Genomic DNA, 17,541 nt, shown 5'->3' on the forward strand with positions numbered 1-17,541 from the left:
TGACGAATCCATTTGGCCTCGCTCCAGCTGCAGACGTCGACCACCAGCGACGTGCTGATCGCCGTCCCTCTTCAACGGGTTGCGGTAGTCTTGTCCGATGGGCCGGGGGCGTGGTGCTGTGTGCGCTGCTGGCGGGGGGACTCGCGGAGCGGGGTGCGGCTCAGGAGCGCTCGTCGGCCGTCGCGGATCGACGGGACGATCTGAGCCCGTGGGGCGCGGCATCCGGCGCGGAATGGTTCAACGCGTATCCGCAATTCATGCCGGTGCTCAGGCGTGCCGGCGTGGGCTGGCTGCGCGGGTTTTATGAATGGCAGATCATCCAGCCGGTCCCCGGACGCTGGAACTTCACGCTTCCAGACGCGCTGGTCCGGACCGCCCGCGCGAATGATGTTCATCTCGTCGGCGTGCTCGCTTATCTCGCACCCTGGGCGTCCGCCGATGGCGGGACACGACAATTCCCGATCAAGGACATCCGTTTCTGGCGGGATTATGTGGACGGCCTGGTCACAAGGTATCATGCCGATATCAAGTATTGGGAGATCTGGAACGAGTTCAACGGCAGCTTCGCTCCTGGCGGCACGCCGGCGCAATATGCCGAACTCGTTCGTGAAGCTGCCATCGCAGCAAAGAAGATCGACCCGAACGCCAAGATCGGCATGAGCGTCGCCAGCTTCGACGTCAACTTTCTCGACGCGGCGATCAAGTCCGGCGCGGCGGGTCATTTCGATTTCGTCTGCGTTCATCCCTACGAGTATCTCGCCGAACTCGCTGCTGGAGGTGAGCCGGCCTTTCTGAGCATGACCACCTCGCTGCGCAACATGCTCAAGGCAAATCATCAGTCCGAGCGGCTTCCATTATGGATCACCGAGATCGGATCGTCGGCGCCGACCAGGCCGGATCAGGCCGCGGACGACACGCAAGCGGTTCTGCTGACCAAGGCCTATCTTCTCTCGATCGCGGCCGGCTTCGAGCGCGTGTTCTGGTTCGAGGCGCGCGGACCGTCCTACGGCAAGGGGACTGACTATGGTCTCATCCGCGAAGACATGTCGCCGCGCCCATCGCTGACGTCGCTCAAGACCTTGACGGATGTGCTGGGGCAGGAGCCCAAGGCTGCCGGGTGGCTGAATCTGGGCGACGGAATTTATGGCTTCCTGTTCGACGGGGCGAAGGGCGCGGTACTCGCCGCGTGGACGGCTCCAAGACACGACACCAGGATCACCTTCGATAGCGAGGTTCTGATCACGGCGCCGAGCGGCGCAAGTACAACGGTCGGGGCAGGGACACCGGTTTCGATTTCATCGAAGCCGGTCTTGCTGACCGGCCTGTCGCCGCGCCTGATCGAGATGGCTCGGAAGAACCGCGACGCGCCGTATCCTTGGGCTGCCAGCGCGGCAGGCAACGTCGCCGTGGCCAGACTGGGCGATGACAGTCAAGCGGGCGCGCTGAGCCAGATCCGGCAAGATACGACGGTGGCCGAGCAGGGCGCGCGCCGGATGAATTTCGCGAGGGCCGACAAAGAGGGGCACTACGCCTATTTTCGCGTCGATCCGGCATTCCTGGGGCTCGGCGCGAAGCAGGTGGAGATCACCGCGGTGGTTCGGCGCGCAAAGCCGGGTGAGATCGCCGGAATGAGCGTTGACTATGAATCGACGCGCGGCTACGTCGGCGCCGATTATCGGACTATACCAGATGGCGATCAGTGGACCGAGCTGAGTTGGCGCCTGTCTGATGCGAATTTCGCGGGCGCATGGGGGTGGAATTTCCGCCTCAATGCGATCGCATCGCCGAACGAGCTCCTGATCAGAGAGGTTCGGGTGAAGAAGCTTGATTAACGCGCTCTTGACGTTGCGCCGGGGTCCTTCAGGCCCTGTCGCCTGCAGCCTTGGATCGCAATTGGCCCGCCCCTCATCAGGCCAAGATGAGGCAGAGGGCCCGACCTTCTGTTTCCAGATTTTTCTGATCTCAACGTATTCGCGCCGGTGAAGCGTAGCTCCGCTGCAGGTGTAAGGCGCAAAAGGCATGGAGGGCTGGTATGATCGGGTTCAAGGGTTTCAAGGACGTGCGGCGGCTGCTGTGCATCGGCGCCCATTCGGATGACATCGAAATCGGGGCCGGAGGCACGGTGCTGCGGATCATGCGCGAGAATCCCGACGTCGCTGTCACCTGGTGTGTCCTGTCAGGCAATGAGGTGCGGCAGCAAGAAGCCCGGCTCGCCGCCGAATCCTTGCTGGGCCCGGACAAGAAGCTCTCGCTGCTGTTGAGGGAATTTCCCGATGCCTACTTCCCGGAGCAGCGTCGGAGCATCAAGGAGTTCTTTGAACAGTTCTTGAAGCCGTCCGATCCGGATCTCATTTTGACTCATGCGCGCCACGACGCTCATCAGGATCATCGCCTGGTCAACGAGCTGACCTGGAACACGTTCCGGTCGCATCAGATCTGGGAATATGAAATACCGAAATGGGATGGCGATCTCGGTCAGCCCAACCTCTACGTTCCAGTGGAGCCTGATGACGTCACCCGGAAGTTGAATGCGCTCCGTGTGTTCACCAGCCAGAGAAGCAAGCACTGGTTCGACGAGGAGACCTTTCGCTCGCTCCTCAGGCTTCGCGGCCTTGAGAGCAACAGTCGCTATGCCGAGGCCTTTACGGCCCGGAAGTTCGTGGTGGGGTAAAGCGGCTGTCGTGCAGATCTGGCAGATGTCACCAGATCGGATCGATGGAAGCTTGTTTTGCGGATTTGAGACCGACGATGCGCGGCCGACGACTGTTCATTAATGGAAAATATCTCGGCGCCGGCCCTACCGGCGTGCACCGGGTCGCTGACGAGCTCATTGCTCAGCTCGCGAGCCGGCGCGACGAGCTTGCTGGACTGTTCGCGGAGCCCACCACCATCGTGGTGCCGAGGACCGTGGCAAAGTCCCGTCACCAGTTCGAGATGAAGCAGGCGGGTTTCCTCACAGGCCAGCTGTGGGAGCAACTCGACCTCCCGAGGGCCGCGCGGTCGGGGCTGTTGCTCAGCCTGTGCAATCTCGCGCCGATGATCAGCACGTCCGCGGTCACCATGATCCATGATGCGCAGACCTTCTCGACGCCGGAATCATATTCGAGCGCGTTTGCCCGCTGGTATCGCTACGTCCTGCCGACCATCGGCAGGAGACATCGCAAGATACTCGCCGTCTCCCACTTCACCGCGAAACAACTGGTCGACTTCGGGGTGACGACGGCCGACCGGATCGCGGTGGTTCCCAACGGGGTCGATCATGTCCTGCGGGTTCCGTCCGAGCCCGGCATCTTCGATCGGCTCCAGCTTGGCGAGACGAAATTCGTCGTCGCGTTGGCCAATACGCAGCGGCACAAGAATGTCGGTCTGTTGCTGAAGGCGTTCGCGGATGAACGCCTGAAGCCGATCCGGCTGGTTCTTGTCGGCGGCGAGGGGGCCCAGGCCTTCGCGGCGCTGGGCCATGTCGTTCCCGACAATGTCCGGTTTGCCGGCAGGGTCAGCGATGGCGAGCTCCGCGCACTGTTGGAACGGGCCGTCTGCGTCGCCTTTCCCTCGACCACCGAAGGCTTTGGCCTCCCGCCATTGGAAGGAATGCTGCTTGGCTGTCCCGCGGTCGTGGCGCCCTGCGGGGCTTTGCCGGAAGTGTGCGGCGACTCCGCGATCTACGCGTCGGCTGATGATCCGCGAGAATGGGTCGAGGCGATCTCGTCGTTGGCCAACGATCCACTATGCTGGAACCGCTATTCCCAGAACGGGCGCGAGAGGGCGAACATATTCACCTGGCGCGCGGCCGGGGACAGGCTGATGGACGTGCTGAGATCCATCCAGGGAACCCAGATCTAGGATTGGTTGCGGGGGACGTTAAGTGATAATCAGATTGCGGCGCAGACGATTGCTTGTTCAGGCGCTGGACATGATCACGTCGTGCAAGACATGTAGGTGAATATTTTGGAAGTCGTTTTCGGCCTCGCGCCGTGTCATTATTTGGGAAGTGGAAGTCATGGCTAGCTTTGAGGTTATCGCGATGGCGCTGGCGCCACAGCGATATCTCTCCAAATTTTCGGACTATTATTTGCGTCTTGGTGCAAGTCGGGTTCGCATCTTCTTCGATGGCTCTCTGCAGGAAAGCTCTCCGCCATCCGGTGTTGAACTCGTCGAGTGCGACGATGAGTTCTGGCGTACAGCCAAGGTGCCGCGTCCGGCCGCGGTCGAGGACCGTCAGCGGCTCGTCTATAATCGCGCTTATGCGAGCGCGCGCTCGGACTGGGTTCTGATCGTCGACATCGACGAGTTCGTGTTCGGAGACGGATCGCTGTCCGCCGTCCTCGCTCAGGCAAGCGGGAAGTATGAGGTCGTTCGCTTTGGTTCGGCGGAGGCCGTGTTTATCGACGGAGATCGGATTTCCAGCGATTATGGCGCGAAAGCCTTCAGGAGGCCGTGCAATCGCTACCTTGCCGCGATCCTGCCGCATCTGATCTATCCCGGGCTGGGGCATCTCTTCATTCGCGGCTTGCTCGGCCACTCTCGGGGAAAGCAGGCTGTTCGCGCCGGTATCCCCGGCCTCACGCTCGATATTCACGACGCAACGGCCGACGGCACGGTCCTCAGAGAATATGCGGCGTCCGAAGGGCCATCGCCGCTCTACCTGGCTCATTTTGATGCAATCAGCTTCGTGCAGTGGCGTCAGAAATGGGAGCGGCGTGTGGCGGCTCAGGACGTCAAGGAGATGGGGCGGAAGCGGGAGAGGCAGCTCGACCTGTATGAGAAGCAGGCCCGCCACGGAACGGAAGAATCGCTGTTCCGGCGGCTTTATTGCCTGAACGACCTGCAGTTCAACGTCCTGCGTGCCCTCGGATTGCTGGTGGTCGATCGCGCCGTATTCTAGCTTGTGACGTCGTTCCGGCTGCAGTACAGCAGGCCACCGGCCTGAAGTGCCGACAGGCGTGAACGTCAAGCGCGCCTCATTGCATCCTTTGCATCTTGGCCCAAGCGCAAGCGCCAGGTCGGTCGACATACGATGAGCTCCGAAAAGACTGAGGCCGTAGCGAGGAAAATCGGCCGGCAGACGGCTGCCGGTGCGGTGGTGCTGGTCGCGCTCCGGTTGGCGACCCGGTCGATCGATCTCGTATCGCTTGTCGTGCTCGGGCGATTGTTGTCGCCGGCGGATTTCGGTCTCGTCGCCATCGCAATGTCGGTGATGATGGTGTTCGAGGCCGTGATGGAGCTGCCGGTGTTCTTCGCGCTGGTTGCGATCAAGAATCGCACCCGGGCCCACTACGACACAGCCTTCACGCTGCTGACGATCAAGGGCGCGCTGCTCAGCGCCATGCTGCTGCTGGTGGCTTGGCCGGTCGCCTACGTCTACAATGATGAGCGCCTGATCTGGCTGATCCTCTCGCTGGGGCTTGCTCCCGTGTCGCGCGGGCTGGGCAGCCCGCGCATGATCGATCATTCGGCGAATTTCAATTTCTGGCCGAACTTCGTCATGGAGACGTCGGGCAAGCTCGTCGGTTTTGTCCTCGCTGTCAGCCTGGCGTGGTCGACCAGGAGCTATTGGGCGCTGCCGGCGGGGACCATTGCCGTCCCGATCACGGCCTCGGCTATTTCCTACCTGTTCGCGCCCTACCGGCCGCGTTTCGCTCTTGCCGAATGGCGGGCGTTCGGCAGCTTCCTGGGCTGGACCTCGGTGACCCAGGCGGTCGCCGCCACCAACTGGCAGATGGATCAGCTGATCCTCGGTCACTGGGTCGATCGGTTCGAACTCGGTCGATTCGCGATGGCTTCGAACCTTGCGAGCATTCCCTGGCAGATCTTCATCGTGCAGGTGATCAGTCCACTGCTCGTGGCCTTTTCCCAGGTGAGGGAGAATGCGGCGCGGCTGCGGGGAGCCTATCGGAAGAGCGTCGCGACCATCGTCACCGTCGGCCTTCCCATCATGGTCGGGATGTCGCTGACTGCAGGCCCGATCGTTCAGCTGATTCTCGGCGACCAATGGTCGGAAGCGGGCGCGATGCTGCGATGGCTCGCTCTGGTCGCCGTTCCCTCGCTGTTCGTCGCGCCGCTCTCGCCGCTGTCGATGGCGCTCAACCAGACGCGCGTGCTGCTGTGGCTGGCGGTCGCCGAACTGGCCCTGAAACTGCCGCTCACGCTCCTGGGCGTCTATTACGACGGGATTGAAGGGGTCCTCCTGGTTCGGCTGACCGTCAGCGCCGCGGTGGCGATCTGCTCGATGGTGGCTGCGCGCGATCTGATCAAGCTGCCGGTGATGGACCAGTTGCTCTCCTCATGGCGCGCGGTGCTCGGCGCAGCCGCCATGGCGGTGGCGGTGGTGCCGCTTCAGCTCTGGCTCGGCGCAGCCGGGACCACCGTCGCCAAGGTGACGTATCTGGCCGTGACGATCGCCGCCGGCGGGGGCGTGTATGTCGGGAGCGTATTCCTGTTATGGCGGCTGTCCGGCATGCCGGAGGGCATCGAGGCTGACGCCATCGGCGCGGCGGGTGCGCTGCTGCGCAAGCTCAGCCGTTCGGCTCCGGCCTAGCGGGCGGCTGACTCAGCCGACCTGGCCGGCCTCTCGGACATAATGCAGCTGCTGGGTCTCAGCTGAACTTCCTGAACACCGGCTTGACCGGACGTCCCACGAGATAATGATCGACCCCGTCCTCGAGCGCGCTCCGATACACTTTGAGCGATTCGGCGATCGCCTCGATAGTCCGATCGATGTCTGCGTCGGTATGAGAGAAGCTGACGACGAGCGATGGGGTAATGATCCCGCGCTTGATCATCTCCTGGAGGAAGAGCGTCCTGAACGGCTGCGACGGCTGCTTGGCTGTATCGCGGGTCGCGAAAACCATGTTGCTGGCGCGGCCCAGCAGCTCGAAATGATCGCCGATGCCGAGCTCTTTGATTACCGGATTGACGCCGGCGCGCAGCCGTTCGCCTTGCCTGTGCAGATGCTCGATCACATGATCGTTGCGGTAGACCTGCATGGTGGCGATCGCCGCCGCCAGCGCGTGATTCTCGGCGCCATGGGTCGTCGATAGCAGGAACACGCGCTCGCGATCGTCGCGCAGCCCGCCGAGTTCCATCAGCTCGCGCTTGCCCGCCAGAGCCGAGACCGAGAAACCGTTGCCGATGCCCTTGCCGAAGGTCGACAGATCAGGGGTGATTCCATATTCCCTCTGGGCGCCGCCGACATTCCAGCGGAAGCCCGTGATCATCTCGTCGAGGATGAACACCGCGCCTTCCTTGCGGCACAGCGCCTGGACCGCGTGGAGAAAACCGGGCTGCGGCTCGACGGCTGTCGCCGCTTCCATGATCACGCAGGCGATCTCGCCGGGATGCTGCGCGAACAGCGATCGCAGGCTTTCGATGTCGTTGTAGCGGAACTGCAATGTCAGGTCCTGCACGACCTTCGGAATGCCGGCCGACATTGGCGTGTTGCCGATGAACCAGTCATCGGTCGAGAAGAATGGCTGGTCGCCGCAGCGCGCGATCAGGTCGCGGCCGGTATAGGCGCGCGCCAGCCGCACCGCGGCGGTGGTCGCGTCGGAGCCGTTCTTTGCGAACTTGACCATGTCGGCGCCCTCGATCAAGCCGAGGAATTCTTCCGCGCAGGTGAGTTCAATTGTCGCAGGGCGGGTGTAGTTCTCGCCGAGCAGCATCTGCCGGTGCGCGGCTTCGACGACGGGCTTGTAGGCGTGGCCGAGCGTGACGGCCCGCAGCCCCATGCCATACTCGATGAACTCGTTGCCATCGATATCCCAGACGTGGCATCCCTCGCCCCGCGTCAAGAAGCTCGGAGCAAGCACCGGATATTGATCATCGCCCTTGGCGTACGTATGGGCCCCGCCGGGAATGAGCGAATGAGCCTTGGACCTCATCGCGAGGGACCGCTCAAAGGCGGCCGCATCAAGCTGTTTGTGGCGCGAGTTCACGCAAATGACTCTGCTCTGTAATGTGTTCTGCTTTGAAATCGAACGTCAGCGCTGACTGAGCGTAGCTGCTGGCTCCTTGTAAACCTAGACCATAATCCTGCACGTACCAAGCCCAAATAGACGGCTCGCGGTTGTAACGTTAAAATGGCCGGCAGGAGCGCAGTGTGGTATTTCTCATTGCGGCGTCTGACGCAGTTGCCTAGACGAATGATATCGCAAGTCTTTTCAAACAGGCTGACGCAGCCGTCTCACGCGTGCCTCAATTTGCCGACCGGAGCGGCGCCGAGGTCCGTCATCGCATCGTGGTAAGCTCGATGATAACAGACGCGATCGATAATCGAGATGGTTCGTCCGGCCTGCGCGCGGCGGATCTCCGCCATCATCAGGGGTGAATGTGGTGAAAATTCTGATTACGGGAAATCTGGGCTATGTCGGTCCTGCGGTCATCAAGTACCTGCGCCAGCAGCGCCCGGACGCGACGCTGCACGGCTTCGACAATGCCTATTTCGCCCATTGCCTGACCGGCGCGCCGCGTCTACCGGAGCGTGACCTCGACGAACAGTTCTACGGCGACGTCCGCAATGTCGGCCTCGATCTGCGCAGCTATGATGCGGTCGTCCAGCTGGCGGCCATCTCGAACGATCCGATGGGCAATCAGTTCGAGGCGGTGACGTTCGACATCAATCAGGGCAGCACGGTGTCGATCGCCAAGGCGGCAGCGGCTGCCGGCGTAAAGAATTTCGTGTTCGCGTCGAGTTGCAGCGTCTATGGCGTCGCTGAAGGTGCGCCGCGCAAGGAGAGCGATCCGCTCAACCCGATCACGGCCTATGCCAAGTCCAAGATCGGAGCGGAGCGGGAATTGGCGTCGATCGACACCAATATGGTGGTGACGAGCCTTCGCTTCGCCACGGCCTGCGGCATGTCGGACCGGCTGCGCCTCGATCTCGTTCTGAACGATTTCGTGGCCTGCGCCCTCAGCCAAGGCAAGATCAGCGTGTTGTCCGATGGGACGCCATGGCGGCCATTGATCGACGTCGCAGACATGGCGCGCGCGATCGATTGGGCCATCGACAGGGGGGCTCAGACCGGCGGCCGGTATCTCGCCGTCAATGTCGGCTCTGACGACCGGAATTATCAGGTCAAGGAGCTCGCGCATGCGGTCGCACAGAGCGTGCCTGGAACGGACGTGTCGATCAACACCTCAGCTCCGGTCGACAGCCGTTCCTACAAGGTCGATTTCGGGCTTTATCGCTCGCTCGCGCCGCATCATCAGCCCGTCGTTACGCTTGAGCAATCGATCCAGAACCTGATTGCCGGGCTTCGGGCGATGCGCTTCAACGACGCCAATTTCAGGACGTCCGGCCTGATGCGTCTCAGGATCCTGCAGGACCACATCGACAATCAGCGCCTCAACCGCACGCTCGAATGGACCTGACGCCCAACGCGATTTTTCGCGGGCGCCGAGGGCGCCCGACCTCCGATTCAGCATAATCGCAGCAGGCGAGTGCGGACCGTGTTCGCCTGCGATATTAAGAGTGTATTCATCGAGACCGACGACGGCAAAGAGCGGGCCGCGGCATCGGTACCCTGATCTGAGTGCGAGCGCCACTGCGGTGGTTAGATGATGGCACGCGCGGATGATCGACCGGGCGCGTGAGATTTGAGTGAGGATGTAATGACGACGTTGAGCCTATCGACCGGGCGGGACATTGCCCCCAAGTGTCGGCACTGCGGCACCGAGCTCTCGCTGAAGCTGATCGACCTGGGCATGTCCCCGGTCGCCAACGATTACGTCGACCCGGAAAATTACAACAGGGCTGAGCCGTTCTATCCGCTTGAGGCGTTCGTGTGCCGCGAGTGCCGCCTGGTGCAGACCCGCGACCTGCTGGCAGCGTCCGATATTTTCCGCGACGACTACGCCTATTTCTCCTCGCATTCGACGTCCTGGCTGGAGCACGCGCGGTCTTATGTCGATGCGATGGCCGCTCGCTTCGGACTCGGCGCGGGTTCACGTCATGTCGAGATTGCCTCCAATGATGGCTATCTGCTGCAGTACTCGCTGAAGAGGCAACTGAGCTGTCTCGGCATCGAGCCCTGCGCCAGCGTCGCGCTTGAGGCGCGGGAAAAGGGCATCGATTCCCGGATCGAGTTCTTCGGCCGTGATCTTGCCCGTCGCCTCGTTGACGAAGGCTGGTCCGCCGACCTGCTCACCGCCAACAATGTCCTGGCGCACGTGCCCGACATCAACGACTTTGTCGGCGGCGCGAAGATCCTGCTCGCGCCGGAAGGCGTTGCGACCTTCGAGGTGCAGCACCTCCTCACCCTGATGCAGCGGCATCAGTTCGACACCATCTATCATGAGCACTTCTCGTATCTGTCGCTCATTGCCGGGCAGCGGATCTTCGCCGCTGCTGGCTTGCGCGTGTTCGACGTCGAGTTGCTCGAGACACATGGCGGCTCGATCCGCTTCTTCGTCTGTCATCAGGACGCGCAGCACCCTGAGAGCCCGCGCGTTGCCGAGGTGCTTGCCAAGGAGCGGGCCTATGGTCTCGATGGCGATGCCATCTATACGGCCTGGAACGAGGCGGTGAAGGAGACCAAGCGCAGCCTGCTGGAACTTCTGATCTCGTTGAAGCGGGCCGGCAAGACCATTGCCGGTTATGGCGCGCCGGCCAAGGGCGTCACACTGTTGAATTTCTGCGGCGTGGCGAGGGATTTCATCGACTTCACCGTCGATCGCGCCCCTTCGAAGCAGGGGCGCTATCTTCCGGGCGTCCGCATTCCGATCCTTTCGCCGGACGCGATTTTCGAAGCCAAGCCGGACTATGTTCTGGTCCTGCCGTGGAACCTCAAGCACGAGATCCAGGCGCAGATGGCTGGCATCCGGGAGTGGGGCGGACGTTTCATCATACCGGTTCCCAAAGCGACCATCGAGTAGTGCCGAATCCATTTGGCCTGACCAGCGCGAACAGTTTAGATCGGTTCTGAAGAGGATCTCGTGCCGTGAAGTTCATTCCCATTGGCAACTCGGGAGCTCAATTGATCGAGCTGATGCCGCATGGCGACCGCCGCGGGACGTTCACGCGGACCTGGTGCGCGTCGACCTTCGCGGATCACGGCATCGAATTCACGCCAGTGCAAGGCAACAGCTCGTTGACGCGCAAGCGCGGAACGGTGCGCGGCATGCATTTCCAGCGCGCTCCGAAAGCCGACGCCAAGCTCGTTCGATGCACGTCGGGTTGTATCCACGATGTCATCGTGGACATTCGTGAGGGCTCGTCCACCCGCGGCGAAGTCTACGCTTATGAATTGTCGCCGTCGTCGGGGCGAATGCTCTACATCCCCGCGGGCTTTGCCCATGGCTTCCAGACCTTGGCCGACGATTCCGTGGTCGAGTATCTGATGGGGATCGAATATGTGGCGGAGCTGTCCGATGGCTTTCGTCACGATGACCCGAGCTTCCGGATCGCGTGGCCCGAGGCGGTGTCCGAAATGTCGGACAAGGACGCGGCGTGGCCGGACTTCGCCGGGCGCGACACATGATGGTGGTCGACCAATCACGCGATGATGCTTCGGCTGCGAGCAGCAAGCCACCGCTTGATCTTTATGGCCTGGTCGAACAACTGTATCCGCTTAATCGGAGCCTGACCGGCGACGGTGTCCGCCAGACGCTGGCGATCGTCGCAAGGCACCTCGATCTGCAGATCCGAGAGGTGGAGACGGGCACTGCCGTTCTCGACTGGCATGTGCCGAAGGAATGGAACATCCGCGGCGCGCATATCGCGACCATGGACGGCCGCCGTCTGGTCGATTTCGCCGACAGCAATCTCCATGTGATGGGATACAGCAAGCCGGTGCGGGGCGTGTTCACGCGCGCCGAACTCGCAACTCACGTTCATACGCTGCCTGACCAGCCCGATCTCATTCCCTATCGCACCGGCTACTACGCCGATGATTGGGGGTTCTGCATCCCGCACCACCTCTGGCAGTCGATGACGGATGAGACCTATCGGGTCGAGATCAACAGCGACATTTCTCCGGGCTCGCTGACATACGGCGAATTCTACCTTCCGGGTGAGACCACCGACGAGGTTCTGTTCAGCTGTCATATCTGCCATCCCAGCCTGGCAAATGACAATCTCTCGGGCATTGCCGTGATGACCGCGCTGGCGCTGAGCCAGCAGGCCCGGCGCCGGCAACTGAGCTACCGGTTCTTGTTCCTGCCGGCGACGATCGGCGCGATTACCTGGCTTGCTCGCAACGAGCGTGATCTGGACAGGATCAAACATGGGCTGGTGTTGACCTGCGTGGGCGATCCCGGCCCGTTCCACTACAAGCAAAGCCGAAGTGGAGCGTCGATCGACCGCGCTGCAGCGCATGTGCTGCGGCATTCCGGACACCGCTTCGAGGTTCTTCCGTTCAACCCCTACGGCTATGACGAACGGCAGTTCTGCTCGCCGGGCTTCGATCTGCCCGTCGGTTGCCTGATGCGCGGCCTGCACGGCACGTTTCCGGAATATCATACGTCGGCCGATAATCTCGACTTTGTGCGGCCGGAAGCCCTCGAGCACTCCTACGCTGTGGTTTCTGCGATTTGCTCGGTGCTCGACGGCGACCGCCTCTATCGCCGCGTCGACGGCCGCGGCGAACCGCAACTCGGACGCCGCGGGCTTTATCGAATGATTGCAGGGCAGCGCGAGGCCGGCGGCGCCACGCAAATGGATTTATTGTGGTTCCTCAATCTCGCCGATGGCCGGCACAGTTTGCTTGATATGGCAGATCGCGCCAACATTCCGTTTTCTCGTATCGAGGCAGCCGCGCGGCTCGCGCTCGATGCATCGCTGGTGGAAGATGTGACCTAGTAAGAGATCAAGTCTGGGTCACGACATCTGGGGCTATATCGGCTGGAATGCGAACGGCTCCCTGGTGACAGGAGGTCACTTCGTCTCCGTCGCGCTCTGTGACCTGAGGTCTGTTGATGAGTACCGAAGTGTTACTAAGGCAGTCAGAGGGAGCCGCCAGCAAGCCTGGAGGTAATCTCCAGACGGCGGAAGCCAAAATCCAGAGCCTGCAGCATTTGCGGGTTCTCGCCGCATCGGTGATCGTCCTCTATCACACCGAACTGCAGATCACCCGGCTCTCCGACGGCCATCACGCGCACTCGTTCGGCTTCGGCGCCGCCGGCACCGATCTGTTCTTCGTGATCGGCGGCTTCATCATGGTGTACACCCAGCGCGACAGGGGCGACACGTTCGGCGGCTTCATGTACCGGCGCCTGCTGCGCATCGCGCCGCTCTATTGGCTGTTCACCTTTCTGATGCTGCTGGTGCTGGTGGTGGCTCCGAGCCACTTGATGACCTCCGGGTTCGAGCCCTGGCACTTCCTGTTCTCGCTCGCCTTTGTTCCATATCCTCACCCCGTGCTGGGCGTCGATCGGCCGTTCCTGTTTCCCGGCTGGGTCCTCAATCATTTCGTGTTCTTCTATGTGATCTTTGGTGCGTTGCTGCCCTTGCCGGTCAGGCGCCGTGTTCTCGCCGCCAGCGCCGTTCTCCTGGGCTTGATGACGTTGCGGCTGTTGGCCCCGGGCGAAGGCAGGCTGCTGGACTTCTATGGTGCGACGATCAACCTCGATTTCATCCTTGGAATGATCGTCGGCTGGCTGTTCATCGAACGACGCGTCTCGTTATCGACGATCGTCGTCGTCGGTGTCTTGGGCCTGTCGGTTTTCGCGGCCGGAGTGTTCGAAGATGTCTCGGGTGGCGACGACCGGGCGCTGTATTGGGGGGTGTCCAGCGCTGCCCTGCTGTTCGTATGCGTGTTCGTCGAGAAGCAATGGAACTGGCCGAAATGGCGTCTCGTGGCTGCGCTTGGCGAAACATCCTATTCGGTGTTCGTCTCTCACCTGTTCGCCCTCGCTCTCGTCACAAGCGCCTTGCGCGCCTTCCGGCTGTTCCCGATTTTGGGGGTTGGCGGTACGAGATTCGTGTTCCTGGCAGCAGCGTGGATCGTCGCAATTGGGGTGTACTACGTGCTGGAGCGGCCGCTCTTGAACCGGCTGCGCCGCCGGTCACCCAAGCAGCCTAGGGAGACCGACAATCGCGTGGCCGTCGGGCCACCCGCCGAGATTCCGATCTCATCCGACGCGGCGTGATCTGCGCGTTCACCACACGGCTATTGCCGCACGATCCGAGACGGCGGGGGCGCCACGATCTGACGAGACCCCCCTTGATCACGATGCGTTTCCGCAGAAGCGCACCATGATCTTATCTCTTCGTTTGAGCATGATCTCCTCGGAGAACCAGTTTCCACTGGTCCCGGATCATACTCTGTTCTGCCGACGTCAAGCGCCAAGTTGCAGTGGTGGCGCCGCCTTCGACGTCAGGCCAGCGTGTTGCGAGGAAAGGCACCCGCCTGAGCTGCTTTGATCGGCTGCAGGCCCTCAGTGACCTTTCCGAGATCGATCGCGGGGCCGGCCGGCGGCGCGGATTGCGCGCGGGCCGCTGCATTCGCCCACACCTGCCATTTGGCCTTGCCTGTGCTCACCATGTCGTCGAGCATCATCTTCTCTTTGAAGGTGTCCATACAGGCCCAGAAGCCGTCATAGCGATAGGGATGAAGCTGCTTGGCGGCGATCAAGCGGCGCATCGGCTCCTCGACGACCTCCTCGCCGGGCTTGATGTAATCAAAAACGTCCGGGCGCATGATCCAATAGCCGCCATTAATGTACAGCCCGAGCTGGTCGGCCGGCTTGATTCCGATCAGATCGCCTGAGGCGTCATATTGCAGGGCATGGAAGCTGGAGCTCGGCTTGACCGCGAGAAAGCTCATGGCCTTGTTCGATTGCTTCACGGTCTCGATCATGTGGTCGAGCGGCGCGTCGGTGAGGCAGTCCGCATAGCTGCACATGAAATATTCGTCGGACGCGACATGGTCGCGAACCCGCATCAGCCGCTGGCCGATGTTCGACTCGATCCCGGTGTCGACGAAGGTGATCGTCCAGTCATCGATATCCGAGGATAGCAGCTTGACCGAGCGTCCCCCGTTGCTGAGGACGAAGTCGTTGCTCATCGCCTCGCTGTAATTGAGGAAGAAATCCTTGATGGCTTCTGACTTGTGCCCGAGCGCAAGGATGAAATCCTTATGACCGTGATGGGCGTAATATTTCATCGTATGCCAAATGATCGGCCGCGGGCCGACCGGCACCATCGGCTTCGGGATGTTCTCTGAGAAGTCCCGCAGCCGAAGACCCTTGCCACCACAAAATATCACGACCTTCATGTGCGCTGTCCTCAAAACGATAACTGACTAATACCAATGTCTCTGGTCTGAAGTGACTGGTTCACGACCGCCCGCTCTTAGGTCTGTCGTGCGTCAAAAAGACATTAGCCGTGCTGCACTGCCGAAAAAACCTGTCTTTGTGCCGCATGGTTAAACGTCATTTGGAAATCTGTCTGCCGAGCCGGGCGTCCGAACCGTATCCTGGGCGCCATGGCTTGGCTTGGAGCCGGTCGTAACCGCGCGGAAGGTCTCGCCCAGGTCCAGCGCTCCAGGACCGCCGCAGCGATCGCTCGCATGCTACACGCACTCCCGGTTGGCACACAACGGTCAAGCGCGGCGACCGATGCTGGCAGAGCCGCTGGTTCACTCCGTGGTGAGCCCGCAGTGGACCTTAGCCAGCCGCAACGGTTTGACCCCGTTCCCTTGACGGATTTGCGACAGGCTGCCGCTTCTCCAGATCCGGGGCAAATTCGGAGCGCCCCATTCCTGGAGCATGCTGCCGTGGTCACCCAGTCCGTCGGACGGCTCGCTCCCCGCGACACTCGCCCTCGCGACATCAGTCGCCCGTTCGGGCGCCTCTCCGCATGGTGTTGGATCTCCAGCCTGAGCGAAGGCCGCGCCATCCGGATGTCGCACGCGGCGACGGTCGTTCGTCGCAGTCCGCCAAACGCGGGGAAGCGACGTCGCAATGGTGCACGGCGGTATCGAGCGACCTTGAAGTGGGCAGGGGAGCTTGCCGGTGCTGCGGAGCGCTGGTGCCGCGCCGATCCGCCGGCATGCCGCGCTCTGTGATCTATTTCATTGAAAGGTGTGTCGCTTTGCGCGATGCTCCGCCCGCCTTGAGCGTCGGCCCGGCGCAGTCTCAGCGAATCGCGGTGTCCGCCCAGCAAAGGCCGCAGAGGTCTCCGATGACGCGCGAGAGAGCGATCACGTCAGGCGACGAAATCGGCCGTCGCCCGATGACTGCGTATGGCAATTTGACGCAGGGCGGCGGGCCGGCGATCAGCCGCTCGATGATCCGCCATTGGCATAACGTCCGCTGGACGCGTCCCCCAAAACTGCTACGTCGCTTGTCGAGCGCTCCGAAGTCACCCGCCGACACTGGCGCGGGTCGTCGGATCACACACACGTCCGAGATTAACTGTCTCTCGCACTGATTGATGCCTCGACGTGCGTTCGAGCATATTGTTTTGCAATATTTCGGGAGTTTATAGGCCGCCAAGGATGCCCCTCACGCGTGACGGCTGGTCGAAGCCCTCTCACGCCTCAGCATGGATGCAGACGTCGCGGTCCCCTGGTTTTGATCGATCGCTTTCGGCTCGAACTCGCAACGAGCTGGGGTGGAATGGAGTAGTGAAGTGCCTCAGATTGACGTTCTGGTACCGTCGTATCAATACGGCCGTTTTCTTCCCGAATGCATCAACAGCATCCGGAGCCAAGACGTCGATCTGCGCATTCTCATTCTCGACAACGCGTCGACCGATGACAGCGTCGAGATCGCGCGCCAGCTCGCCAGCGAGGATGCCCGAATCGAGGTCAGAACGCGCGAGACCAATCTCGGGCTGATGGCCTCGTTCAATGAGGGCGTCGATTGGGCGTCGTCGCCGTATTTCGCCATCGTCTGCGCCGACGATCTGGTCGCTCCCGGCGCCTTGTCACGCGCCGTCCGGTTGCTGGACGATCACCCCAGCGCGGCATTCCTGATCGGGCGGGAGCTCGAATATATTCAGGATGAGCCATTCCCGCATATCGATCAATCGCAGCCGGAGTCCTGGCGGATGTCGCGCGGCGTCGATTTCATCGACGAAAGGTGTCGCAACCCGGCAAGCTTTGTCGCGCTCGGGACGCTGGTGACGCGCACCTCGGTGCAGAAGCAGGCCGGTCATTACAAAGCGCACCTGTCCTATACCGAAGACGTTGAAATGATGCTGCGCCTCGCCAGTTTCGGGGATGTCGTCGAAACCTCGGCCGTCCAGGCCATCCGTCGGCTGCACGGGAAGAATATGTCCAACGTCTATCTGAAGGGCCGAAAGTCGGACCTGATCTATCGAAAGGCCGCCTTCGACAGCTTTTTGGACGAGAGGGGAAATGCGCTCGCTGATCCGACCTGCCTGCGCAAGATGATCAACCGGAATATCGCCATCCGGGCCGCGCGCTGGAGTGCCCGCGCGCTCCTCCACGGTGAGCTGGGCGAGAGCTGGGATCTTCTCAGATATGCCGCTTCCGTGTCGTCGCGACTGGGGGCGCGCGCGTGAGCCACGGGCCTCTCTCCCCGGCGATGAGCCGTTGCTGCCGGTTGGCCGGTCCAAGCGCGCCTGTCAGGGGACCC

The 17,541-nt window shown here is 61.8% G+C and carries 13 protein-coding genes; 11 read left to right on the forward strand and 2 right to left on the reverse strand.

Going from position 1 to position 17,541, the window contains the following annotated elements:
* The first annotated feature begins 113 nt into the window (after positions 1-113).
* The 5 genes from BBTA_RS04920 to BBTA_RS04940 all read left to right on the forward strand — a co-directional run bounded on the left by BBTA_RS04920 (position 114) and on the right by BBTA_RS04940 (position 6,538).
* Positions 114-1,832: a glycosyl hydrolase gene (locus BBTA_RS04920; protein WP_168167867.1), complete on the forward strand. Its 1,719-nt coding sequence runs from the start codon at positions 114-116 to the stop codon at positions 1,830-1,832.
* 200 nt (positions 1,833-2,032) lie between these two features.
* A complete protein-coding gene (locus BBTA_RS04925) occupies positions 2,033-2,671 on the forward strand; it encodes a PIG-L deacetylase family protein (RefSeq protein ID WP_012041343.1) in 639 nt (212 codons plus the stop codon).
* Positions 2,672-2,748: 77 nt separating this feature from the next.
* Entirely contained in the window at positions 2,749-3,843 is a 1,095-nt protein-coding gene (locus BBTA_RS04930) for a glycosyltransferase family 1 protein (RefSeq protein WP_041750339.1), read from the forward strand.
* A 157-nt stretch (positions 3,844-4,000) separates the two neighbouring features.
* Positions 4,001-4,885 (forward strand): glycosyltransferase family 2 protein, encoded by an 885-nt coding sequence (locus tag BBTA_RS04935; protein WP_041750340.1) that lies wholly within the window; start codon positions 4,001-4,003, stop codon positions 4,883-4,885.
* 132 nt (positions 4,886-5,017) lie between these two features.
* Entirely contained in the window at positions 5,018-6,538 is a 1,521-nt protein-coding gene (locus BBTA_RS04940; RefSeq protein ID WP_012041346.1) for an oligosaccharide flippase family protein, read from the forward strand.
* A 58-nt stretch (positions 6,539-6,596) separates the two neighbouring features.
* On the opposite strand, the gene BBTA_RS04945 is transcribed toward BBTA_RS04940, so the two are convergent.
* Entirely contained in the window at positions 6,597-7,934 is a 1,338-nt protein-coding gene (locus BBTA_RS04945; RefSeq protein ID WP_041750341.1) for a glutamate-1-semialdehyde 2,1-aminomutase, read from the reverse strand.
* 397 nt (positions 7,935-8,331) lie between these two features.
* Between BBTA_RS04945 and BBTA_RS04950 the strand changes: the two genes are divergently transcribed.
* The 5 genes from BBTA_RS04950 (at position 8,332) to BBTA_RS04970 (ending at position 14,085) form a co-directional block, all read left to right on the forward strand.
* On the forward strand, positions 8,332-9,369 hold the full coding sequence (locus BBTA_RS04950; protein ID WP_012041348.1) for an NAD(P)-dependent oxidoreductase: 1,038 nt from the start codon (positions 8,332-8,334) through the stop codon (positions 9,367-9,369).
* A gap of 240 nt (positions 9,370-9,609) precedes the next feature.
* Positions 9,610-10,872: a class I SAM-dependent methyltransferase gene (locus BBTA_RS04955; RefSeq protein ID WP_012041349.1), complete on the forward strand. Its 1,263-nt coding sequence runs from the start codon at positions 9,610-9,612 to the stop codon at positions 10,870-10,872.
* A gap of 65 nt (positions 10,873-10,937) precedes the next feature.
* Complete coding sequence (locus BBTA_RS04960; RefSeq protein ID WP_041750342.1) at positions 10,938-11,477, forward strand: dTDP-4-dehydrorhamnose 3,5-epimerase family protein; 540 nt, start codon at positions 10,938-10,940, stop codon at positions 11,475-11,477.
* Positions 11,474-12,796, forward strand: coding sequence for a DUF4910 domain-containing protein (locus BBTA_RS04965; protein ID WP_012041351.1), 1,323 nt, complete (start codon positions 11,474-11,476; stop codon positions 12,794-12,796). The genes BBTA_RS04960 and BBTA_RS04965 overlap by 4 nt, the downstream gene beginning before the upstream one ends.
* 116 nt (positions 12,797-12,912) lie before the next feature.
* Positions 12,913-14,085 (forward strand): acyltransferase, encoded by a 1,173-nt coding sequence (locus BBTA_RS04970; RefSeq protein WP_083780599.1) that lies wholly within the window; start codon positions 12,913-12,915, stop codon positions 14,083-14,085.
* 227 nt (positions 14,086-14,312) lie between these two features.
* Here BBTA_RS04970 and BBTA_RS04975 read toward each other — a convergent pair whose 3' ends face one another.
* Positions 14,313-15,212, reverse strand: a complete 900-nt coding sequence (locus tag BBTA_RS04975) for a sugar phosphate nucleotidyltransferase (RefSeq protein ID WP_083780600.1) — start codon at positions 15,210-15,212, stop codon at positions 14,313-14,315.
* A gap of 1,358 nt (positions 15,213-16,570) precedes the next feature.
* Between BBTA_RS04975 and BBTA_RS04980 the strand changes: the two genes are divergently transcribed.
* Complete coding sequence (locus tag BBTA_RS04980) at positions 16,571-17,467, forward strand: glycosyltransferase family 2 protein (RefSeq protein ID WP_049795307.1); 897 nt, start codon at positions 16,571-16,573, stop codon at positions 17,465-17,467.
* Positions 17,468-17,541: the final 74 nt, after the last annotated feature.

Source organism: Bradyrhizobium sp. BTAi1 (assembly GCF_000015165.1).
GTDB classification, from domain to species: Bacteria; Pseudomonadota; Alphaproteobacteria; order Rhizobiales; family Xanthobacteraceae; genus Bradyrhizobium; species Bradyrhizobium denitrificans.